The 22408-nt window shown below is 65.1% G+C and carries 19 protein-coding genes; 16 read left to right on the top strand and 3 right to left on the bottom strand.

What is annotated here, in order from left to right:
• Positions 1–63 precede the first annotated feature (63 nt).
• The gene (locus ARTH_RS07905; RefSeq protein ID WP_043429639.1) at positions 64–1404 is read right to left on the bottom strand and encodes a lytic transglycosylase domain-containing protein; all 1341 of its coding nucleotides are present in this window, start codon (positions 1402–1404) and stop codon (positions 64–66) included.
• Between the two features lie 243 nt (positions 1405–1647).
• On the opposite strand from ARTH_RS07905, the gene ARTH_RS07910 reads away from it, so the two are divergent.
• Positions 1648–2001 carry an Rv2175c family DNA-binding protein gene (locus tag ARTH_RS07910; RefSeq protein ID WP_011691416.1) on the top strand — a complete coding sequence of 118 codons (354 nt, stop codon included), beginning with the start codon at positions 1648–1650 and terminating at the stop codon, positions 1999–2001.
• A gap of 54 nt (positions 2002–2055) precedes the next feature.
• On the opposite strand, the gene ARTH_RS07915 is transcribed toward ARTH_RS07910, so the two are convergent.
• Positions 2056–3150: a polyprenyl synthetase family protein gene (locus tag ARTH_RS07915; RefSeq protein ID WP_011691417.1), complete on the bottom strand. Its 1095-nt coding sequence runs from the start codon at positions 3148–3150 to the stop codon at positions 2056–2058.
• Positions 3147–3677, bottom strand: a complete 531-nt coding sequence (locus ARTH_RS07920; RefSeq protein ID WP_011691418.1) for a hypothetical protein — start codon at positions 3675–3677, stop codon at positions 3147–3149. The genes ARTH_RS07915 and ARTH_RS07920 overlap by 4 nt, the downstream gene beginning before the upstream one ends.
• Before the next feature lie 140 nt (positions 3678–3817).
• On the opposite strand from ARTH_RS07920, the gene dinB reads away from it, so the two are divergent.
• From dinB to ftsZ, 15 genes are all read left to right on the top strand, one after another.
• Entirely contained in the window at positions 3818–4978 is a 1161-nt protein-coding gene (gene dinB / locus ARTH_RS07925; RefSeq protein ID WP_083812744.1) for a DNA polymerase IV, read from the top strand.
• Positions 4979–5322: 344 nt separating this feature from the next.
• Complete coding sequence (locus tag ARTH_RS07930; RefSeq protein ID WP_011691420.1) at positions 5323–5694, top strand: DUF3040 domain-containing protein; 372 nt, start codon at positions 5323–5325, stop codon at positions 5692–5694.
• Between the two features lie 387 nt (positions 5695–6081).
• Positions 6082–6510, top strand: a complete 429-nt coding sequence (mraZ, locus tag ARTH_RS07935) for a division/cell wall cluster transcriptional repressor MraZ (protein WP_011691421.1) — start codon at positions 6082–6084, stop codon at positions 6508–6510.
• Positions 6511–6688: 178 nt separating this feature from the next.
• The gene (gene rsmH, locus ARTH_RS07940) at positions 6689–7687 is read left to right on the top strand and encodes a 16S rRNA (cytosine(1402)-N(4))-methyltransferase RsmH (RefSeq protein ID WP_011691422.1); all 999 of its coding nucleotides are present in this window, start codon (positions 6689–6691) and stop codon (positions 7685–7687) included.
• Positions 7684–8346 carry a hypothetical protein gene (locus ARTH_RS07945; RefSeq protein WP_011691423.1) on the top strand — a complete coding sequence of 221 codons (663 nt, stop codon included), beginning with the start codon at positions 7684–7686 and terminating at the stop codon, positions 8344–8346. Before rsmH ends, ARTH_RS07945 begins: the two co-directional genes overlap by 4 nt.
• 43 nt (positions 8347–8389) lie before the next feature.
• Complete coding sequence (locus ARTH_RS07950) at positions 8390–10192, top strand: peptidoglycan D,D-transpeptidase FtsI family protein (RefSeq protein ID WP_011691424.1); 1803 nt, start codon at positions 8390–8392, stop codon at positions 10190–10192.
• 77 nt (positions 10193–10269) lie between these two features.
• Positions 10270–11922, top strand: coding sequence for a UDP-N-acetylmuramoyl-L-alanyl-D-glutamate--2,6-diaminopimelate ligase (locus ARTH_RS07955; protein WP_011691425.1), 1653 nt, complete (start codon positions 10270–10272; stop codon positions 11920–11922).
• Between the two features lie 6 nt (positions 11923–11928).
• A complete protein-coding gene (locus tag ARTH_RS07960; protein ID WP_011691426.1) occupies positions 11929–13404 on the top strand; it encodes a UDP-N-acetylmuramoyl-tripeptide--D-alanyl-D-alanine ligase in 1476 nt (491 codons plus the stop codon).
• The gene (gene mraY / locus ARTH_RS07965; RefSeq protein WP_011691427.1) at positions 13401–14510 is read left to right on the top strand and encodes a phospho-N-acetylmuramoyl-pentapeptide-transferase; all 1110 of its coding nucleotides are present in this window, start codon (positions 13401–13403) and stop codon (positions 14508–14510) included. The genes ARTH_RS07960 and mraY overlap by 4 nt, the downstream gene beginning before the upstream one ends.
• Entirely contained in the window at positions 14492–16093 is a 1602-nt protein-coding gene (murD, locus tag ARTH_RS07970) for a UDP-N-acetylmuramoyl-L-alanine--D-glutamate ligase (RefSeq protein WP_043429642.1), read from the top strand. The genes mraY and murD overlap by 19 nt, the downstream gene beginning before the upstream one ends.
• 2 nt (positions 16094–16095) lie before the next feature.
• Complete coding sequence (ftsW, locus tag ARTH_RS07975; protein ID WP_011691429.1) at positions 16096–17469, top strand: putative lipid II flippase FtsW; 1374 nt, start codon at positions 16096–16098, stop codon at positions 17467–17469.
• Between the two features lie 6 nt (positions 17470–17475).
• The gene (gene murG / locus ARTH_RS07980) at positions 17476–18576 is read left to right on the top strand and encodes an undecaprenyldiphospho-muramoylpentapeptide beta-N-acetylglucosaminyltransferase (protein ID WP_011691430.1); all 1101 of its coding nucleotides are present in this window, start codon (positions 17476–17478) and stop codon (positions 18574–18576) included.
• Entirely contained in the window at positions 18573–19976 is a 1404-nt protein-coding gene (gene murC / locus ARTH_RS07985) for a UDP-N-acetylmuramate--L-alanine ligase (RefSeq protein WP_011691431.1), read from the top strand. The genes murG and murC overlap by 4 nt, the downstream gene beginning before the upstream one ends.
• Entirely contained in the window at positions 19969–20871 is a 903-nt protein-coding gene (locus ARTH_RS07990; protein WP_011691432.1) for an FtsQ-type POTRA domain-containing protein, read from the top strand. Before murC ends, ARTH_RS07990 begins: the two co-directional genes overlap by 8 nt.
• Positions 20872–21144: 273 nt before the next feature.
• Positions 21145–22368, top strand: a complete 1224-nt coding sequence (ftsZ, locus tag ARTH_RS07995) for a cell division protein FtsZ (protein ID WP_011691433.1) — start codon at positions 21145–21147, stop codon at positions 22366–22368.
• Positions 22369–22408 lie beyond the last annotated feature (40 nt).

Here is a 22408-nt window from a genome sequence, read left to right on the forward strand (position 1 = left end):
GACATGCAATCCGGACCCGTATCGTTACCCTCCCGGCACCCGCTTCCCGAGCGCCGGCGCGGTTTAGCTGAAGTTCTTCTTGTGCGCCTTGATCGCTGCGACGTATGCCTTCGTGTCGTCGAACATGCCGTTCTTGCTGACGGAGTACTGGCCCTGGTAGTAGCCGGCGATGGCGTTGTCCAAGTCCTTGCTGGTGCGGATCAGCTGGCGGATGATGGCCACGCCTGCGGTTGCGTTGTCGTAGGGATCGAGCAGGTTCAACTTGCGGCCCACGAGATCAGAGGCCCATTCGCCCGACGTCGGGATGACCTGCATGGTGCCGATGGCGTTGGCCGGCGAGACTGCGCGCTGGTCGAAGCCTGACTCCTGGTAGGCGAAGGCAAGGGCAAGCGAGGGATCCACGCCCATCCGACGCGCGGTGTCCGCGACGATCGACTTCATCTGCTCCCTTGTGGGCACGGGCGACGAGTTGAGCAGTGCCTTGTTCTGGTTGGCGGAGGAGACCACGGCAGCCGGGTACGTGAATCCGAGGAAGGAACTCGGCACCAGGGGAGTAACGCTGGCTGCCGGCTGGATCGAGGCGCCGGGGATGACCAGCTTGTTGCCCGGGAAGATAACGCTGGTCATGGTCAGCTTGTTCGCGGACAGGATGTCTGACAGCTTGACCCCGTGCTTTGCGGCGATGGCGGACAAGGTATCGCCTGACTTCACGGTGTAGGAGCCCGAGTTGGCCGCCGGAGCCGGTGCCGGAGCGGGGGTAGCCGCCGGCGCGGGAGCCGGTGCCTGGCCGCTGCCGATCTTGATCTTCTGGCCCGGGTAGATGATGGAGTTCATATTGAGGCCGTTCCAGCTCAACACCTCGGACAACTTGACGCCGTGCCGTGCCGCAATGGCGCCCAGCGTGTCGCCGGACTTAACGGTGTAGACACTGCCGGCGGTGCTGGCAGGAGCGGGAGCCTCCGGCTTGGCCGCGGGAGCGGAGGGGGCCGCCGCCGAACCGGTCAGCTTAATTTTCTGCCCCGGATAAATGATGGTGTTCGCCTGCAGGTTGTTCAGCTTCAGGATGGCGTTGGTGTCCAGGCCGTAGCGACCCGCAATGCCGCTGATGGTGTCACCGCGGGCAATGGTGTATTCGGCCGGTGCGGAGGGCTGGGCGGGCCGCAGGGATGCGGGGAGGGCCGTCGAAACCGAGGCTGCCGGAATGACTCCGGCCTTCAGGGCGGCTTCCTGGGCCTGTATTGCAGCCGCGAGGGTCGCCGGCACGGTCCGCGGGCGGGATTCAGCCGCCGCCGGCTGGGCGATGGCCAGCGAGGAAAGGACGACCGCCGGGAGGGCGGCCGTGGTTGCCGCAATCATGGGCAGGCTCGGCCTGGTGTGCTGCTTTGGCGATCGGGGCGTCGTCATGGGAGTGATCCTCTTCTCAGCGGCAAGTGCTGTCGGTCAGGCCGTTGTTACGAATGGTACTAGTGTTACTAAAGTTAGTGTTGATGCAAATGTGATCTATGTGAATCTCTCACGAATTGCCGATTAGCACAAGAAATGTGCGGCATCGGATATATGCCTTTTTTCGGAGTGTCGATTCGCGGGTTCACGCCGCCGCTTTGCGCTGACTAGGCGCATTAGCGCCCGCCGTGGCAATCTTGATCCGTGAGTACTGTAGAAAGCCTTGTAGGCGAATGGCTGCCGCTGCCCGACGTTGCAGAAATGATGAACGTTTCCATCACTAAGGTCCATGGATTGCTGGACGAAAAGGCGCTGGTGGCCCTCAGGGTCGGCGAACGCCGGATCAGGTCCGTTCCCGCCGACTTTATGCAGGACGGCCATCCGGTAGAGAGCCTGAAAGGCACAGTCGTGGTCCTCTCGGACGCCGGCTATACCGATGAAGAACTCATTACCTGGCTTTTCACCCCGGATGAATCTCTGCGGGGCCGTCCGATTGATGCGCTGCGCGAAGGCCGGAAGACCGAAATCCGCCGCCGCGCCCAGTCCCTCGCCTGGTAATACCCTCCAGGATCCCCGCAATGCGGGCTGAGCGCGGTGGCCGCGCCGCCACAATCAGGCGGCGCGGCTAACGGTTGCCTCGGCCAGTTTCCGCAGGGCCGTCTTGGGGAGATCGTCCAGTGGCAGCAGGTCCAGTTCGGCGAAGGCGGCTCGGCCGAATTCCTCAATGAGGACTTCAGTAGCCTGGAGCGCGCCACAGTCCACAATGATGCGCCGGATTTCCTCCACGTCGTCATCGGACAGGTCCGGGCTTCCGAGCTTCGCATCGAGGAAACGGGACTCCTCCGGGGAAGCCTGGTCCAGGGCGAAGGCAACCAGGACCGTACGCTTCCCTTCCCGCAGGTCATCGCCAGCGGGCTTACCGGTGGTAACCGGATCACCGAACACACCGAGTACGTCGTCCCGGAGCTGGAAGGCTTCCCCGAGCGGCAGGGCGAACGCTGAATAGCCGCGAAGCAATTCGTCGGAAGCACCTGCCAAGGCACCTCCCAGGGCGAGCGGGTGCTCCGTCGAGTACTTCGCCGACTTGAACCGGATTATTGACTGGGCCCTGCTGACGGCTCCCGCCCGGTCGCGCATGGGACCGGCGACTTCTTCCAGGATGTCAAGGTACTGACCCGCCATCACTTCGGCCCGCATCAGGTTGAAGATCAGCCTGGCCTGGCTTCCCGACGCTGCCGCTTCGCCTATGTCCGTGAACGTTTCTTCGCTGAAGGAGAGGCAGAGGTCGCCGGTCAGGATGGCTGCGGCATGGCCGAACCGTTCGCTGTCCAGGGCCCAGCCCTGGTCTTCATGCAGCTGACTGAACCGGCGGTGCACGCTGGGGCCTCCGCGCCGGGTATCCGAGCGGTCGATGATGTCATCATGAATCAGCGCTGCCGCCTGGAAAAGCTCCAGGGCGGATCCGGCAGTGACCACCTCGGTGGCAGCAGCCTCTCCGCCGGCGCCGCGCCAGCCCCAGTAGCACATCAGTGCACGAAGCCGCTTACCGCCGGTCACCAGGTTGGAGATGGAGCCCATCAGCGGATCAATATCCTGTGAAATGGCGGACATCACGGACTGGCGTGTGGCCAGGAAGTCGTTGAGCTTGCCGGCGACGGCGGCTACGAATGCCGTCTGCTCCAGGCGCAGCTGCTCTGCGACCGTCACTTCGCGGACTCAGCTGCGACGTTGGCGCCGATGGTGAATGTGGAGACCCCGCCTGTTTCCACCACTGCAACGTTCACTGTTTCGTTGTCGCCGCGGAGGAAGTCCTTTGACGCTACCGCGCCCACGTTCTCACCGGGCACCGCTTTGAAGCCTTGGGCCTCCAGCTCCTTTGTATAGAAAGCCACGACGGCGGCGGCCGGCGAACTGATGTTACCCACCAGCGCTGCAGTGGCCGGAGTGGACGTCTTGTCGAAGCTGCTTGAAACCACCCTGGCCCCCGGCATTACGGGCAACAGCTTTTCCGGGAAGCCGTCGACGAGTGCACCAACGACCGCAGTGGTACCCGGCGACGCCGAAGGGCTGGCCGGTGCCGTGGTGGATACCTGTCCGGTGGCGGAAGCTGAAGCGCTGGCGGTCCCGGTGGCCTTGGCTCCGGAATCGGCCGGGGTGCACGCAGCCAGGGCAAGCACCGCGCCAGCCACAATCACGGCGCAGCCCGCAGGCTTGAGCTTTCCAATTACCTTCACAGGGACAGTCCTCCTGGTGTTGACGCCGGATGCAGCCTCCAGTTTAGTCAGTCCCACGGCATAGGATTGAAGACGTGGGGTCGGAACAGGATAAACAGCAGCTCGAAGCGACCCTCCGGGAGCTCCGTCGAAGCAGCATCATGCATGTGGACATGGACGCATTTTTCGTCTCCGTGGAACTCCGGAGCCGTCCGGAACTGGTCGGAAAACCGGTCATTGTGGGTTATCCGGCGGACCGGTCGGTGGTGCTGTCCGCTTCCTACGAGGCCCGAAAATTTGGCGTCAAGTCTGCTATGCCCATGGCGATGGCTGCGCGCATCTGCCCCTCGGCAGTCATCATCGAGCCGAGGCACAAGCTCTACTACGAGGTGTCCGCGCAGCTGATGGCCATCTTCGGCTCGATCACGGACCTGGTGGAACCGCTGAGCGTCGACGAAGCCTTCCTGGACGTCGGCGGAGCTATCCGGCGGCTGGGGAGTCCGCGGGAGATCGGGGCGATTATTCGCCGGCGTGTGCGGGACGAACTCGGTATCACCGCGTCCGTTGGCATCGCCGCCAGCAAGTTCGTGGCCAAGATCGCGTCCACCCGCTGTAAGCCGGACGGTCTCCTGCTGATCGGGCCGGACGAGACCGTTGCCTACCTGCACAGCCTTCCCGTCAATGCGCTGTGGGGCGTGGGTGCCAAAACGGGGGAGGTGCTGGCACGCATGGGGATCCGCAGCGTGGCGGATGTTGCCGCAACCCCGCCGTCCGCACTGAAGAAGCTGCTCGGGGCGTCAGGCGAGCACGTCTACCGGCTGTCCTGGGGGATTGATCCGCGGCCTGTGACTCCGGTCCGCCTCGAGAAGAGCATCGGTGCCGAGGAGACGTTTGCCGTGGACACGGCCGACGACGCCCTCCTGCACCGGGAGCTGCTGCGGCTGTCGCACCGCACAGCCGAGCGGCTCAGAAGCACAGGAATGGTTGCCAGGACCATCTCCCTGAAGCTCCGCTACACCGATTTCTCCACCATCACGCGCAGCAGGACGGTGCATGCCCCGGTTGACAGTGCCCAGTTGATCTACGCCGTGACCGTTCAGCTCCTGGAATCGCTCGGCCCCAGGGCCATGACAGTGCGCCTTGTCGGCGTAAGGGCGGAGCAGCTAGAGGATGCAGCCCAGACCTCGCTGCAGCTGAGCTTTGACCGCCGCGATGACAACTGGCGGGCCGCGGAACAGGCCCTGGACAGGGTGGCGGAGAAGTTCGGTTCCAAGTCGGTGCTCCCTGCCCGGCTGCTGGACCCGAACACCGCCGCTGACTGACTTTCCCCCGGCTGACGGCCGCCAAAAGCTGTCCCCCGGCTGACGGCCGCCAAAAGCTGTCCCCCGGTGCGCCCCTCGCCCTTGGATGCACCGCCTCCGACGGCGGGTGCGCCGGGTCAGAGTATCTTTCAGAACAGGGCGCAACAAACTATCCTTAGATATACATAGATTTCGAACGTCTGGACATACCAAAAGCCGTCTGTATCAGCCCGCCGTCCGAATGCGTGGAATCCGGTTGCCCGGTATACGGTGGCCGGGAACCTCCTGCGCATGCCGGTCGTTATTGGATTGACAACATAATGGCCACGGCAGGTCCGGACGTTGGCCGACTTAAGGAGGTCGTGATGCCGCTCTCGGAGCACGAACAGAAGTTGCTCGAGCAGTTGGAGAAGCAGCTGCACGAGGACGATCCGAAGTTTGCCAACTCGATGGGATCGGATCCGGGCCGTAACTGGTCCACACGCCACATAGTCATAGGCGTGCTGGCCACCCTGGCCGGTGTCCTCCTCCTGCTGGTGGGCGTATCACTTCAAAGCATTTTTGTTGGTGTCCTCGGATTTATCGTGATGGGAGCCGGAGTCTATTTCGCAACGATGCGTAGTTCCGCTGCCGGCAAAGCCAAACCGGCCGGAGGCAAGAAGGCCGGCAAGGGGCGCAGTTCGTTTATGAGCGGCCTGGAAGAACGCTGGGACGAACGCCGCCGCGGCGAACCGTGACCGGCCGGTCCTGACAGCCGGCCCGTGACTGCCATCCAGTAACTCTCCACTTCACACCACCTGCCCACGGGCAGGCCTGCAGGAAGACCCGCCCCGGCGGGTCTTTCGCATTTAAGCACCCCAATGCGGGCCTGGACGACCGGGATCCCCACAGACCGCCGTCGTATATTCCCTGGCACGCGGGATGCGCGCCAAGGACGCCACAATCCCTCCACTTTGCACCACCACCCGGAAACCCCGGATTTCCGGGCCAAGATTCCTCCACTCCCGGGAGGAAACTTCCGTGTCGCGTTGACTGTGGAGCGATGTGGAGTAAAGTGGAGCAGGTAAGAGGGTAGTGGCAGCACAGGGGACGTGCAGCTCCTGACGACAGACAGGCGGGTGGCCATGTTTCTTGGCACTCATTCGCCGCGTTTGGACGAAAAGGGGCGGATCATCCTCCCAGCGAAGTTCCGCGAGGAACTTGCCAGCGGATTGGTACTCACCAGAGGCCAGGAACGCTGCATCTACGTCTTCAGTGAACGGGAATTCGGACGGATTCACGAGCAAATGCGGGAGGCGCCCATCTCCTCCAAGCAGACTCGTGACTACATCCGGGTTTTTCTCTCTGGAGCCTCGGACGAGGTACCTGACAAGCAGGGGCGCGTGACAATTCCTCCCGCACTCCGGGCATACGCAGGTCTTGGCAGGGAGCTTGCCGTCATCGGCGCCGGCTCCCGTGCGGAGATCTGGGATGCCCAGGCCTGGAACGAGTACCTGGCAGAGAAGGAAACCTCCTTCTCTGAAACCGACGACGCCATCCCGGGAATCTTCTGAGGCCCGGAGGCGACAACGGCAACGTTTCTTGTATGAGATCTCCAGCCGCCCATCCGAACGTTGTCCTGGCTCACTTCCCCGGAGCCAGGCGGACGTCCGGATAGGCGCGGATGGGGATCTGGTTCAAGAAACACACCGAGGCCCAGCACGGCAGACAACGGCACGAAAGGACGAAGGTATGAGCGATCCCAACCAGCCAAAACCCACGTCCGAACGCCATGTACCGGTCCTCAAGGACCGGTGCATCAATTTGTTGGCCCCGGGAATCGAAGCGGCCCGCCAGCGGGGCGAGACGCCCGTGGTCATCGACGCAACCCTGGGAATGGGCGGCCACTCCGAAGCCCTGCTCCAGCGGTTTCCGGACCTCCACCTCATCGGGATCGATCGCGACGAAGAAGCGTTGGCCCTCGCCGGGGAGCGTCTGAAGCCCTTCGCGGACCGGACCGACCTGGTCCACGCTGTTTACGACGAGATCCCGGACGTTCTCCGGGATCTTGGCGTTAGCGAAGTCCACGGGGTCCTCATGGACCTGGGGGTTTCCTCTCTGCAGCTGGACGAGCGCGAACGAGGTTTTGCCTACTCCTTTGATGCGCCCCTGGACATGCGAATGGACACCAGCCGCGGCCAGACCGCCGCTGACGTGGTCAACAATTACAGCGAAGAGGACCTGGTTCGGATCATCCGCAAGTGGGGTGAAGAGAAGTTCGCCGGCAGGATCGCCAACCGCATCGTGGCGGCACGCGAGGCGAAGCCGTTCGCCACCACCGGTGAACTGGTAGACACCATCCGGGCGGTCGTTCCGGCCGGCGCGGCAAAGACCGGGGGACACCCGGCCAAACGGACCTTCCAGGCCCTGCGGATCGAAGTCAACGAAGAACTTGATGTCCTGGAGCGTGCGGTGCCCGCCGCTGTGGATGCACTCGCCATGGGGGGCCGCGTCGTGGTCATGTCCTACCACTCTCTGGAGGACAAGATCGTCAAGAAAGTCTTCCAGACCGGCTCCAAGTCCTCAGCGCCGCTGGGTTTCCCGGTGGAACTGGAAGAGCACAAGCCCGAGCTCAAGACCTTGACCAAAGGCACCGAGGTGCCCACGGCAGACGAAATCGCCGAAAACCCACGTGCAGCATCCGCCCGGTTGCGCGCCGTTGAACGAATCAGAGCCAGGAGGGCCGCATGAGCACCGCCGCTGCTAAGAACTTCCCAGTCGTGTCAGGTACGGCGGCCCGTGCCCTCACGGGGATCAAGCCCTCGGAAGGATCCGAACGCAAACTGCGGACCCCGCTGTCGGTGGTCCGCTCCGCGCCGCGCAAGCGCAGGGCCCCTTTCGTCGTGCTCTGCTTCGCGCTGCTCGCCGTGGCGCTCATGGCGGTCCTGGTACTCAACATTTCCGTCTCCACGGCCCAGTACCAGCTGGTGCAGCTCCGGGGTGAGCAGTCCACGCTGACGAAGCAAAACCAGGACCTGACACAGCAGGTCCAGAACTTCGACGCTCCCCAGAACCTGGCCGCCAAAGCCATGGAATTGGGCATGGTGGCTTCCACCGGCAAGGGCCAGATCGACCTGTCCACACTGACCGTCAGCGGCACCCCGAAGCCCGCGGTCAAGGGGGACAAGCCGGGAGCCATCATTGCAGCGCCGGCCGTCGCCGGTCAGCTGACGGTGGTGCCGCCCGCCACGACCAAGGAACCGCTGGCTGTCCGAAAGCCGGCTGAGGCCGCCGCTCCTGCGGCTCCGGCCCCTGCGGCGGCGGCGCCGGCCGCAGCTGCCCCAAAGCCCGCGGTTAATCTCCACGGAGGATCCGTGCCGGCTCCGCAGCAAAAGACGCCCGGACAGTAACTGACAGGACTGCTCACCAGTACGCAACCAGCAAGGACTCACCGTGGCGAAGAGCACCGGCAAGAAGACAACCGCAAAAGTGCCCAACGCCACCAGGAGGCTTCGCCTGGGCCTGGGTATGATGCTGGCACTGCTGCTCGTGGTCGGCGGAAAGCTGTTCATGGTACAGGGGCTGGACATCGGCGGAATGGCCGAGGCTGCGCTGAACAACCGGCTCACCCCGATAGAACTCCCGGCCGAGCGCGGCAGCATCCTGGATGCCAACGGGACGGTCCTCGCCAACAGCGTCATCCGCTACAACGTGGTGGTGGATCAGCGCGTCAACACGAAGACGGAGTCATTCAAACGACTGGACACCGTCGGCGAAAAGGAAGAGCTTGTCACCGTTTCCAGGGACAAGGGCATCCAGGAGCTGGCCGCCGTGCTGGGACAGGATCCGGCAGACGTCAAAGACGCACTGACGGGGGAAAAGCCCTACTACATCGTGGCGAAGGACCTCAAGCCTGACATGGAGGACCGGATTTCCAAGCTGCAGATTCCGGGAATCGTCACCGTTGGAACCAGCAAGCGCGTCTACCCCAACGGCGCAGTGGCAGGCGGTATCGTCGGCTTCCTGCAGGACGGCACAACCGGTCAGGCGGGGCTGGAGCAGACGCAGGACGAGATCCTCAAGGGAACTCCGGGCAAGCGGCTCTTCGAAATCGGTGCCGACGGCCTGCGCATCCCTGTCGGCGTGGACGAACTGACGCCCGCTGTCGACGGCAAGGACATCCGGCTTACCCTGAACTCCGACCTGCAGTATTTTGCCCAGCAGGCCATCCAGAACCAGTCGGACAAGCTGAGCGCAGAGTGGGGCGTCATTATTGTCCAGGACATCAAGACCGGCAACATCATCGCCATGGCAGACACCAACGCCCCGGATCCCAACGACCCCGGGAAAGTGGCAGCCAAGGACCGCGGCGTTCGGTCGGTGACGGCCGCCTACGAGCCGGGTTCCGTGGAAAAGATGATCACCGCCGCTTCAGTCATCGAAGAAGGCAAGTCCAGCCCGCTGGACCATTTCACCATCCCGCCCTCCTACGTGGTGGACGGACAGGTCTTTACTGACTCGTTTGATCACGGGACCGAGGAACGGACCCTTGCCGGCATCCTGGGCTGGTCCATGAACACGGGAACGGTCATGGCCGGCCAGCGCCTCACGAAGGAACAGCGCCACGACTGGCTGCAGAAGTTCGGGATCGGCGAAGCACCGGACATCGGCCTGCCCGCAGAAGCGAGCGGCATCCTCACCCCGGCCGACCAGTGGGACGGCCGGCAGGAGTACACCGTCCTGTTCGGCCAGGGCGTGTCGCAATCCACGCTGCAGACTGTCCGCGCCTACCAGTCGATTGCCAACGGCGGAGTCATGCTGCAGCCGCGCCTGATCGACAGCTACATCAGCCCGGACGGAACCGAGGAGAAGGTCCCGGCGAAGGAAAGCCGCCAAATCGTGTCAAAGGAAACTGCGAAACAGGTGCGGGACATCCTGGAGAGCGCCGTGACCGAGGGCCAGATCAAGGACGCGGCCATCGACGGATACCGCGTCGGCGCCAAGACGGGAACCTCCGAATCACCGTGCGACGACGGCAAGTCCGGATACTGCGGCTACACCGCCTCCATGGTGGGGATGGCGCCGATGGACGATCCGCGGTTTATTGTTGAAGTTGTCCTGCAGCGTCCCAAGGGCAGTATTTACGGAATCACCAACGGTCCGGTATTCCGCTCCGTGATGAGCCAGGCGCTGCGGACCTACAACGTTCCGCCATCGACGGGCGAGCCGGTCAGGCTGCCCCAATACGTCAAATAGCACGTCCACAGCATCGTTCGTACGAGGGGAACTTCCCCTACGCCCGGTGTGATCCACTAGCACCAACGGAGATCCACTTGTCAGAGCACCATGCCCCAGGCAGTACCGATACAACGAGCGGCAGGGTTCCCGGTTCAGGGTTCCGGCCGACCGCCGTTGCCGCGGTGCCCCTTGGCACCATCGGCGAGTCCGTCGGCGTCGTCGTTCCCGGGGCATCCAGCTCCGTCCCCGTCACCGGGATTTCCCTGAACTCGAGGACCGTGCAGCCGGGCGATCTCTATGTCGCCCTGCCCGGCGCCGCCAGGCATGGCGCGGACTTCGTGTCGCAGGCCGTCGCGGCAGGCGCCGTCGCGGTAGTGACGGACGACGACGGCGCGAGGCTGCTTGCGTTGTCAGCGGACACTCCCGTACCGGTCCTGGTGGTTGACGAACCCCGCAGCGCTGTGGGCGGCCTCGCGGCACTGATCTACCAGAGCAGGCCGGAAGGCGGAACTTCGCCGTCGCTGTTCGGTGTTACCGGCACCAACGGCAAAACCACCACCACGTACTTTATTAATGCGCTCCTGCAGGCGTTGGGCCGCAGGACCGGCCTGATCGGCACCATCGAGATCCTGGCGGGCGGTGCCCCTATTCCCAGCCTGCTGACCACGCCTGAGTCCACCGACCTTCACGCGCTTCTGGCCCTGATGCGCGAACGCGGCCTGGACGCTGCGTCGATGGAGGTTTCCTCGCATGCAGTATCGTTCCACCGCGTCGACGGGGTGCAGTTCGACGTCGCCGGCTTCACCAACCTCACCCAGGACCACCTGGACCTCCACGGGACCATGGACGAATATTTTCAGACCAAGGCCCGGCTCTTCACGCCCCGGCACGCCAAGTCTGCCGTGATCACCGTAGATGATGAGTGGGGCCGGCGCCTCGCATCCGCTGCCGGCATTCCGGTCACCACCCTGGCGACCGCCCAAGGCAACGATCCCGCCGCGCCGGCTGCTGACTGGACAGTCACGGCCGCCGCCCCCCGGGGCCTTGGCACGGAGTTCCGGCTGCGGCACCGTGACGGCAGCGAACTGCGTGTTCACACGGGGCTGCCGGGAAGCTTCAATGTTTCCAACGCCGCCCTCGCGACCGTAATGGTCCTGGCCAGCGGCGTTGAGCCGGCCACGCTGCAGGCTGCCCTGGACGAGGCTGATCCGTTCACCGTTGCCGTTCCGGGACGCATGCAGCTCGTCTCCACGGCGCCGGCCGCCGTCGTCGACTTTGCCCATAACCCGGACGCCCTGCAGCGTGCGCTGGAGGCTGTGCGTTCAACCGAGCCCGGTTCGCGGGTGATCGTGGTCTTCGGCGCCACCGGACAGCGGGACCAGGGCAAACGCCCGGCCATGGGGGCCATCGCGGCGCGGCTTGCGGACGTGGTGATCATCAGCGATGACGATCCCCATGACGAGGACGCCGCCGCCATCCGCGCGGACGTCCTGGCGGGCGCGCGTGAGGCGAAGGAATCCGGCGGCCTTGGCTGCACGATCCTGGAATCCTACCCGCGCGACGTGGCGATCCGGGAGGCCGTCAACATGGCACAGCCGCAGGACACGATCCTTGTGGCCGGACGCGGCCACGAAGTCTGGCAGGAAGTCAAAGGCGTCAACCTGGCGCTCGACGACAGGGTGGAGCTCCGCGAGGCCTTGACAGCCCGCGGATTCACCGTTCTGAATGACGAGCGGATAGAGTCCTAGACCGAGATGATTGCATTTACTGCGGCGGAAATTGCCGAAATTACAGACGGCCGCCTTGCCGCCGATCCGACCATCACGCCCTCGGCAGTGGTCACCGATTCCCGGGAAGCCACGGAGGGATCCCTCTATGTGGCCAAGCCCGGCGAAAGCGCTGACGGCCACGACTTCATCGGCGCAGCCTTTGAACGCGGCGCCGTCCTGGCCCTGGTGGAACGGGAAGGCCCCGACGGCGCCGGCGCGCCGTACCCCGCCATCGTGGTGAAGGACGCCGTCCTTGCCATGGGCGCACTGGCCGCCGAATCCGTTCGCCGTATCCGTGCCCGCCGCGCGGCTGAGGGTACGGAATTCACCGTCATCGGCATCACCGGTTCCGCCGGCAAGACCACCACCAAGGACCTCCTCGCCGGAATCCTTTCCGCCGAAGGCAACACCGTCTCACCCCAGGGCTCCTACAACGGCGAAGTGGGTGTACCGCTCACTGTCTTCCAGGCCGGGTTCGACACCCGCTACCTGGTGATCGAGATGGGCGCCACCGGGATCGGCCACATCCGCTATCTCGCGGACATGGTCCGGCCCTCCATCGGAGTGGTCCTGGGCATCGGAACCGCCCATGCCGGTGAATTCGGCGGCGTGGACAATATTGCCGTTGCCAAGGGCGAACTGCTTGAAGCCCTTCCGGACAGCGGGACCGCTGTGATCAACCTCGACGACGGCCGTGTTGCCGCGATGACGAGCAGGACCACGGCGAACGTCCTGGGCTTTTCGGCACAGCCGGCTGACGACGTCCCGGGTGCCGCCCTGCGCGCCGTCCACGTCGAAACGAACCCGGCCGGAAATCCCGAGTTCGAACTTTTCTTCCCCGGCGAAGCCGAAGGGCACCAGGTACGCAGCCGCCTCATCGGTGCGCACCACGTGACCAACCTCCTGGCAGCGGCCGGAGCCGCTTACGCTGCCGGAGTCACAGGTGAGCGGATCGCGGCCTCCCTCAGCACGCAGACCGCGGCCAGCCGCTGGCGGATGGAACGCACCGAGCGGCCGGACGGCGTGACCATCATCAACGATGCTTACAACGCCAATCCGGAATCCATGCGCGCGGCTTTGCGGACGCTGGCGGACCTCGGCCGCGGACGCCGGACCTGGGCCGTTCTGGGCGCCATGCTGGAACTGGGCGACGAGTCCATTCGAGAGCACATGGCAGTCGGCACGCAGGTGGTGAGGCTCAACATTTCCCGCCTGGTGGTGGTTGGCCGGGAGGCCCGTTCACTCTACGTCTCCGCCGTCAACGAAGGCTCCTGGGGCGACGAGTGCGTCTTCACCGAGTCGGCTGACGAGGCCTACGACCTCCTCCAGCGCGAGCTGGAACCAGGCGATCTTGTCCTCTTCAAGTCCTCCAACAGTGTGGGGCTGAGGCATCTGGGTGATCGGATAGCATTACCCCCACAAGTCCGAGCAACCGCCAATGAAGGGAGCGAGTCGCTGTGATTGCACTGCTGATCGGCGCTGGCCTGGCCCTGCTGTTTGCATTGGTGGGAACCCCGCTGTTCATCCGTCTACTGGTGCGGAAGAGCTACGGCCAGTTCATCCGCGACGACGGTCCCACATCGCACCACACCAAGCGCGGCACCCCGACCATGGGCGGCACCGTGGTGGTCTTCGCGGTCCTTCTGAGCTATGCGCTGACCCACCTCATCATGTGGATGATGAATCCAAGGTCACCCGGGCCGTCGGCCTCCGCGCTCCTGCTCCTGTTCCTCATGGTGGGAATGGGCCTGGTGGGATTCCTGGACGACTTCATCAAGATTTCCAAGCAGCGCAGCCTTGGCCTGGACGCCAAAGCCAAACTGGTACTGCAGGGCGCCGTCGGCATCATTTTCGCGATCCTGGCCCTGAACTTTCCCAACGCCGACGGCGTCACCCCCGCATCCACCCAGATCTCCCTGGTGCGGGACATCCCGTGGCTGAACCTCGCTTTCGGCGGCACCGTCCTCGGTGCCATTCTGTTCGTGCTGTGGTCCAACCTGATCGTGACGGCTGCCACCAACGGCGTGAACCTTACCGACGGCCTGGACGGGCTCGCGGCCGGGGCCTCGGTGATGGTGTTTGGCGCCTACACGCTGATGGGCATCTGGCAGAGCAACCAGGCCTGCGGTTCGCCGCGGCAGACCGGCGGCGGCTGCTATTCAGTCCGGGACCCGCTGGACCTGGCACTGCTGGCGGCGATCTTGAGTGCGGCCCTGGTTGGCTTCCTGTGGTGGAACACCTCCCCGGCGAAAATCTTCATGGGCGACACCGGCTCGCTGGCCATCGGCGGGGCCGTCGCCGGCTTCGCCATCCTGTCCCGGACCGAGCTGCTGCTCGCCTTCATCGGCGGACTCTTCGTCCTCATCACCCTCTCTGTGATCATCCAGGTGGGCTACTTCAAGATCACGAAGGGCAAGCGATTCTTCAAGATGGCTCCGCTCCAGCACCATTTTGAACTCAAGGGCTGGGCGGAAGTCACCGTGGTGGTCCGGTTCTGGATCCTCGGCGGCCTCTTCGTCGCCGCGGGTCTGGGCATCTTCTACGCAGAATGGGTGGTCCTGCTGTGAGCAGCCCTATACCTTCGCCGCTGGCGACGTCTCCCCGGCTCGAGAACCTTGTGAGCTGGGACTCGGACTGGACCGGCCTCAGGGTGGTCGTGACGGGAATCGGCGTGTCCGGCTTCGCCGCCGCAGACACCCTGATCGAACTCGGTGCCAGGGTGGTGGTGGTTGACGCCGCCACCAGTCCCACGGCGCGGGCCCAGGCGGACACCCTGAAGATCGTGGGTGCCGTGGATGTCCTCCTCGGCGAGGACGCCGTGCACTCGATGCCGAAAATTGACGGGCTGAAGCCGGACCTGATTGTGACCTCACCGGGATGGCGCCCGGACCAGGCCCTTCTCGCGGCGGCTGCCCGGACCCACATCCCGGTCTGGGGTGATGTGGAACTTGCCTGGCGCGTGCGCGAGCGGAAGGGCCGCAAGACCGCTGACTGGCTGACCATCACCGGAACGAACGGGAAGACCACCACGGTGGGCCTTACCGAATCCATGTTGCAGGCGGCCGGGCTCAAAGCCATTGCCGTCGGAAACGTGGGAACGCCCATCCTGGACGCCCTGCGCGACCCGGTTGAATACGACGTCCTTGCCGTAGAGCTTTCAAGCTTCCAGCTGCACTGGAGCCACTCCGTCTCCCCGGTCGCAAGTGTGTGCCTCAACGTTGCTGAGGACCACGTGGACTGGCACGGATCCTACGCCTCGTACCTGGCCGACAAGGCGAAGGTCTACGAGCACACGCAGAAGGCCTGCATCTACAACGCCGAGCAGATTGAAACCGAACGCATGGTGGAGAACGCGGACGTCGTGGAAGGCTGCCGCGCCGTCGGTTTCACCACGCTGACGCCGGCCATCAGCATGCTCGGTGTGGTCGAGGGCCTCCTGGTGGACCGTGCCTTCATCCCCGAGCGTAAAGACAGCGCTGCTGAGCTTGCCGCGATGGCGGACCTCGGCCCGGTGGCCCCCCGCCACATGGTCGCCAACGCCCTGGCGGCGGCGGCACTGGTACGGGCGTACGGCGCGGAACCGCAAGCGGTACGCCAGGGACTGAAGACTTACATTCCGGGAGAACACCGCATCCAGCTTGTAGCCCGGCACAACGATGTGCTGTGGATCAACGACTCCAAAGCCACGAACCCGCACGCGGCGGCTGCGTCGCTGTCCGCCTTCACCAACGTCATCTGGATCGCCGGCGGGCTCTCCAAAGGCGTGAGCTATGACGAACTCGTCCAGGAACAGGCGCCGCGGCTAAAGGCCGTAGTACTGATCGGAGCGGACACCACCGCGCTCTCGGACGCCCTCAAACGACACGCACCGGATGTCCCCGTGATCGGGCGCACGAAGGGCGACACTGAAAATGTGCAGTCTGCCGGGACGGGCGATGCCGGCACAGTGCCCTCGCCGATTTACGGGGAAACTGTGATGGCCCAGGCCGTCGCCGCAGCGGCACAGCTGGCTTCTCCGGGAGACACTGTGCTCATGGCCCCGGCGGCTGCTTCCATGGATCAGTTCTCTTCCTACGCTCACCGTGGCGACGCCTTCATTGAAGCTGTCCGCGGGCTCGTGGAAGGGCAGGCTCAGACCGGCGAGGAGTAACAATGGTCAGCACGCCCACCCGTGCCCCGGCTGCCAGGCAGCGGGGCGCAACCCCGCTCCCGCCGGCTTCGCGGACAGGAAACGCGGCAGGTTCGAAACCGCCATCGCCCAAGACCCAGGCCCGCGGAACCGGCCACGTGCCGCCGCTGGCCAGGTTTCGCGGCTGGCACCGGAGTTTCTGGGCGAAGCTGGAAGGGACCGGCAAGTCACGCAACGGTTCCACGTACTACCTGATCCTCGGGGCCACCCTCGCGCTCACGGCCATCGGCATCATGATGGTACTGTCCGCGTCCAGCGTCGAGGCGATCGCAGCGGGGGAGTCGCCGTACACGGCAGCACTCAAGCAGGGCATGTTCGCCGCCATCGGGGTCTTCCTGATGTTCGTCCTCTCGCGCGTCAACGTGGTCTGGCTCAAGCGCCTGGCCTGGCCGGGGATCGCCGGAGCCTACGTGCTCCTGGTCCTCGTTCTCCTGATCGGCACCAGTACCAACGGCAACCAGAACTGGATCGAATTCGGCGGCATCACCTTCCAGCCGTCAGAAGCGGCCAAGCTCGCCCTGGCACTCTGGATGGCCACCGTGCTGGCGGTCAAGGCAAAACTGCTCCACCGCTGGCAGCACGTGGTGGTTCCGGTCCTTCCTGCCGCCGCCGGCATCATCGGGCTGGTCCTGGCCGGCAATGACCTCGGTACAGGCATGATCATCATGATGATCATGGCCGCCGCACTGTTCTTTGCCGGGGTCCCGCTCTACATGTTCGGCATCGCGGCCCTGGTCGCCGTGGCCGGGGCCGGGTTCATGGCCGTGACGAGCTCCAACCGGATGTGCCGGATCACTTCGTGGTGGACCGGAAACTCCTGCGGCGAAGGCATTGACGCCAACTACCAGTCAACCAACGGCCTGTACGGGCTCGCCTCCGGCGGTTGGCTGGGGGTCGGGCTGGGCCAAAGCCGGCAAAAGTACAGCTGGATCCCGGAAGCCCACAACGACTTCATCTTCGCGATCATCGGCGAGGAACTCGGCCTGGTGGGCACCGTCGTCGTGCTTATCCTCTTTGCCATCCTGGGTGCTGCGATCTACCGGGTGGTGGTGGCGCAGGAGGACCTCTTCCACCGCGTCCTTGCAGGGACCATCATGGTGTGGCTGCTCGGCCAGGCCACGGTCAATATGTCCGTGGTCACCGGACTCGTTCCCGTCATCGGCGTGCCGCTGCCGTTCATTTCCTATGGCGGCTCGGCCTTGCTGATGTCGCTGTGTGCCGTCGGCGTAGTGTTGTCGTTGGCCCGGGAACAGATGGCGCCAAGCGTGCAGCCCAAGCGGCTGCTCAAGTTCCGCACCAAGGGCGGCCGCCCGCACCCCACACGAAAGCGTAAATAGCACTTAATGAATGCCGAGTCTTTGTCAGTTGTCCTTGCCGGCGGCGGAACGGCCGGGCACATCAGTCCGCTGCTGGCCATCGCGGCCGCGTTGCGGGACGTGCGTCCGGACGTTCGCCTCCTGGCTGTGGGGACGCCCAGCGGAATGGAGACCAGGCTGGTCCCCGCAGCCGGCCTCGAGCTGGCCACCATCAGCCGCGTGCCCTTTCCCCGCAGGCCGTCGCTGGATCTCCTGCGGCTGCCGGGACGGCTGGCCGGCGCTGTTAAGCAGGCCGGAAGGATCCTCGACGACGCTCACGCGGACGTCCTCGTGGGCGTCGGCGGTTACGTCTGTACCCCGCTGTACCTCGCCGCCCGGCGCCGGAAAATTCCGATTGTCATTCACGAAGCCAACACCCGGGCCGGACTGGCCAACAAAGTGGGTGCCCGCTTCAGCCACCACGTCGGCGTCGCGTTTGCCGGCACGAAGCTGCGCGGGGCCCGTCACGTCGGCATGCCGATGCGACGGGAAGTCTCCGGGCTGGATCGCGCTGCTTCCCGGCATGCCGCACGTGAGCTGCTGGGGCTGGACCAGCACAAGCCCGCGCTCATTGTCACCGGCGGCTCATCCGGGGCGCAGAGCATCAACAGGACCATTGCGGCGTCCCTGGATGCACTGGCCAAGGCCGGGATCCAGACCCTGCACATCACCGGGAAGGGCAAGTCGGTCCTTGACGGCGAAGGCAAACCCCTCGCCGCAGACGGCTACCGCCAGGTGGAGTATGTCGACGGGATGGAGAACGTCTATGCGGCCGCCGACCTGCTGCTGGGCCGTGCGGGAGCGGCCACCGTCTGCGAAACCGCTGCTGTGGGCATCCCGGCCGTGTTCGTTCCGCTCCCGATCGGCAACGGCGAACAGGCGCTCAACGCCGCCGGTCCGGTGCAAGCGGGAGGCGCCCTGGTGGTTGACGACGAATCGTTCACGCCCGAATGGGTCAGCCGGGAAATCATCCCGCTGCTCTCAGACCCTGCCCGGCTGGCGAAAATGGCGGCGAGTTCTGAAGCCCTCGGTATCCGAAACGCAGATCGCCGTATGGCTGATCTGGTCCTGGAAGCGGTAAGCAAATGACCATGTCCACAGCACGCACGGCCGTGCGGAGCCTGGAATCCCTTGGCCGCGTGCATTTCATCGGCATTGGCGGCGTGGGCATGTCCGCCGTGGCCCGGATCATGGTGGCCCGCGGTGTCCCGGTGACAGGCTCCGATGCCAAAGACCTTCCGGTCATGGCAGACCTCGCTGCGGCCGGCGCAGGCATCCACGTGGGCTATTCCGCGGGCAACCTGGGCGCGGCCGAGGCCGTGGTGGCCGGCTCCGCCATCCGCGCGGACAATCCGGAACTCCAGGCCGCACGTGCCGCCGGGCTGCCCGTATTGCACCGCTCGGAGGCACTGGCGGCGGCTATGGCGGGTGACCGCGTGGTTACGGTGGCCGGCACCCACGGGAAGTCCACCACGACGTCCATGGTCACGGTGTTGCTGCAGGGTGCCGGCCTGGATCCCACTTTTGCGATCGGGGCCAACGTCCCTTCCCTGGGGGTTAACGCCGCCAGCGGCACTTCGGACATCTTTGTTGCCGAGGCCGACGAGTCCGACGGGTCATTCCTCAACTACCGACCCCACATTGCGGTTGTCACCAACGTGGAACCCGACCACCTTGACTACTACGGCACCGCCGAAGCCGTCTACGAGTCGTTCGACAGCTTCACGGAATTGCTCCCGGCCGACGGCGTCCTGGTGGCCTGCGCCGATGATCCCGGTGCCCGCGCGCTTGCGGAGCGGACCAGGACACGGGGCAACACCAGGGTGGTTACCTACGGCACCGCTGAAGACGCGCAGCTGCGGCTGCACGACGGCGGCCCGGGAGACGTGTGGGTGTCCACCGGCGCGGGAAGGTTTGCACTGGACCTCCAGGTGCCAGGGCGCCACAACGCGCTCAACGCTGCAGCCGCGTTTGCCGTTGCCCTGGAACTTGGCGTCGCACCCGACGCGGCCTCCGGGGCCCTGGCCCATTTCTCCGGCGCATCACGCCGCTTCGAGTTCAAGGGAGAAGGCAGGGGAGTGCGGGTCTACGACGACTACGCCCACCACCCGACGGAAGTCCGGGCAGCGCTGGCCGCGGCACGTTCCGTAGCGGGGGACCACAAGGTGCACGTGCTTTTCCAGCCGCACCTGTTTTCCCGCACCAGGGAGTTTGCAGCCGATTTTGCCGAGGCGCTCAACGCCGCGGACACCGCCCTGGTCCTGGACATCTATCCGGCCCGGGAAGATCCCATCCCGGGGGTCAGCAGCAAGCTGATCGGTGACCGGCTTTCCGCGGGCGGCCGGCTGGTGGCCGCAGAAGACGCCGTCCGGGCCGTCGTGGCCAACGCAGCCGCCGGCGATATTGTGCTCACGGCCGGAGCGGGCGACGTCACGGCCTACGGTCCGCTGATTGTGGAGGCACTGCTGGCGGAGGCGCCGGGTGGCTAGCACGCGCCGGCCCACCTACAAGACAGGCTCGCCTGGCACCCAGGGAAAGTCCGCCCAGGGAAAGTCCGCCCAGGAAAAGTCCCACCAGGGAGGCGGACGCGCGGACGTAATATCGGCCTCCAAGGCCGCACCCGCGGCCGCGGCCGCGGGAGCATCCCGTCCCTCCGCCACCGATAACGTGCTGTCCTTCCCGGAGCCCAAGGGCAGGCGGATCCGGCGCAACATCATCCTGGCTGCGTGCATTGTTGCCGCGCTGGTGGCCGGACTGCTGGCAGCAGCCGTCTACTCGCCGTTGTTCGCCATCCAGACGGTCTCGGTGGACGGCACCAAAATGCTGACTCCCGGCCAGGTCCAGGAGATGCTGAAGCCGTTGCATGGCAAACCCCTGCCGCAGGTGAATGACGACGAGGTGAAGCAGCTGCTGCAGCCCCTTGTCCAGGTCAAGGACGTGACCACGGAGGCGCGGCCGCCGTCGGTACTGGTGGTGCACATCCATGAGCGCACACCGGTCGCCCTGGTGAAGCAGGGAGAAGTGTTCCAGCTGGTCGACGTCGACGGGGTGCAGCTCGGCACGACCCAGGACCCGGGCAGCATCCAGCTGCCGGTGATCGACGGCGGAGCCGGAGTGATCGGCAGGGACCTTTTCAAGGCCATCACGGGCGTGCTGGCCGCGTTGCCCGCAGACGTACTCGCCAGGTTGTCCGATGCCTCGGCGAAGTCGGTTGACGCCGTCGAACTCAAACTAGTGGACGGCCAGACCATTGTCTGGGGCAATGCGGGGGAGAAGGAGCTCAAAGCCAAGGTGCTCGCTGCCCTGCTGAAGGCGCCCGCGGACCCCAAGAACCCCGTCCAGGTCTACGATGTCAGCGTGCCACGGCATCCCGTGACACGATAGTGGGCGAGCCCCCGGGGACAACCCCGGGACGAACATTCAGCCGCGCTGGGGAATCAGCGGACCGGCGGTGTGGTCAGAGGCGATTTCCGCTCTATTTCGCGGGTATTCCTACGACACGCGGAGCAGGTCATTGAATGTCTCAGGCATAGGAAATAGCGTCACAGCATGAGTTACTTGACATAACTATAACCCTCAAGTCGAAGGTTAAGGTTAAAAGCTTCAAGCAGGACTCCATCAGTTTTCGCAATAGGACACGAACAAGGGACACGTAACGTGGCAGCTCCGCAGAATTACTTGGCCGTCATCAAGGTCGTCGGCATCGGCGGCGGTGGCGTGAACGCAGTCAACCGCATGATCGAAGTCGGTCTCCGCGGTGTCGAATTCATCGCAATTAACACCGATGCCCAGGCTCTGCTCATGAGCGACGCCGACGTCAAACTTGACGTAGGCCGCGAGCTGACGCGTGGTCTCGGGGCCGGCGCAAACCCGGAGGTCGGCAAGCAGGCGGCCGAAGACCACGCCGACGAGATCGAAGAGGTCATCCGCGGCGCGGACATGGTCTTCGTGACGGCCGGCGAGGGCGGCGGCACCGGTACTGGCGGCGCCCCCGTGGTGGCCCGCATTGCACGCTCGCTCGGCGCCCTCACCATCGGCGTTGTCACACGCCCGTTCACCTTCGAGGGCCGCCGTCGTGCAGGTTCCGCCGAGGCGGGCATCGACGCCCTCCGCGACGAAGTCGACACCCTGATCGTGATCCCCAATGACCGCCTCCTGTCCATCAGCGACCGCAATGTATCCGTCCTGGACGCTTTCCGCTCTGCCGACCAGGTCCTGCTGTCCGGTGTCCAGGGCATCACCGACCTCATCACCACGCCGGGCCTGATCAACCTTGACTTCGCGGACGTCAAGTCCGTGATGCAGGGTGCAGGCTCCGCCCTCATGGGCATCGGTTCGGCCCGGGGCGAGGACCGCGCCGTCAAGGCCGCGGAACTCGCCATCGCCTCCCCCCTCCTGGAAGCATCGATCGACGGCGCCCACGGTGTCCTGCTGTCCATCCAGGGCGGCTCGGACCTCGGGCTCTTCGAGATCAACGAGGCGGCCCGCCTGGTTCAGGAAGTTGCCCACCCGGAGGCCAACATCATCTTCGGTGCCGTCATCGACGACGCCCTCGGCGACGAGGCCCGGGTGACAGTGATCGCAGCAGGCTTTGACGACGTCAAGGCCACCTCGCCCTCGATGGACCAGTCCCAGCCGCAGGCCGCTCCCCAGCGCCCGGCCGCGCCTACCTCGGCTCCCGCGCCCGCCCAGGCGCCGGCACAGCACGTCCAGCCGGTCCACGCCGGGATCGGTGCTTCCGGCCTGAGTAACTGGGGCCAGCAGCGCCCCTCGGCCGTCCCCGCCGACTCGGGATTCGACGTCGACCTTCCGTCTGTTGTGGAGCCGGACCTTTCGGGCAGCCGCTCGGACGACCTGGACGTTCCCGACTTCCTGAAGTAGGACTTGCGGGACGTCTTGTCAGCTCGTCAGTTAGCGGTGT

Source organism: Arthrobacter sp. FB24 (assembly GCF_000196235.1).
GTDB lineage: Bacteria > Actinomycetota > Actinomycetes > Actinomycetales > Micrococcaceae > Arthrobacter.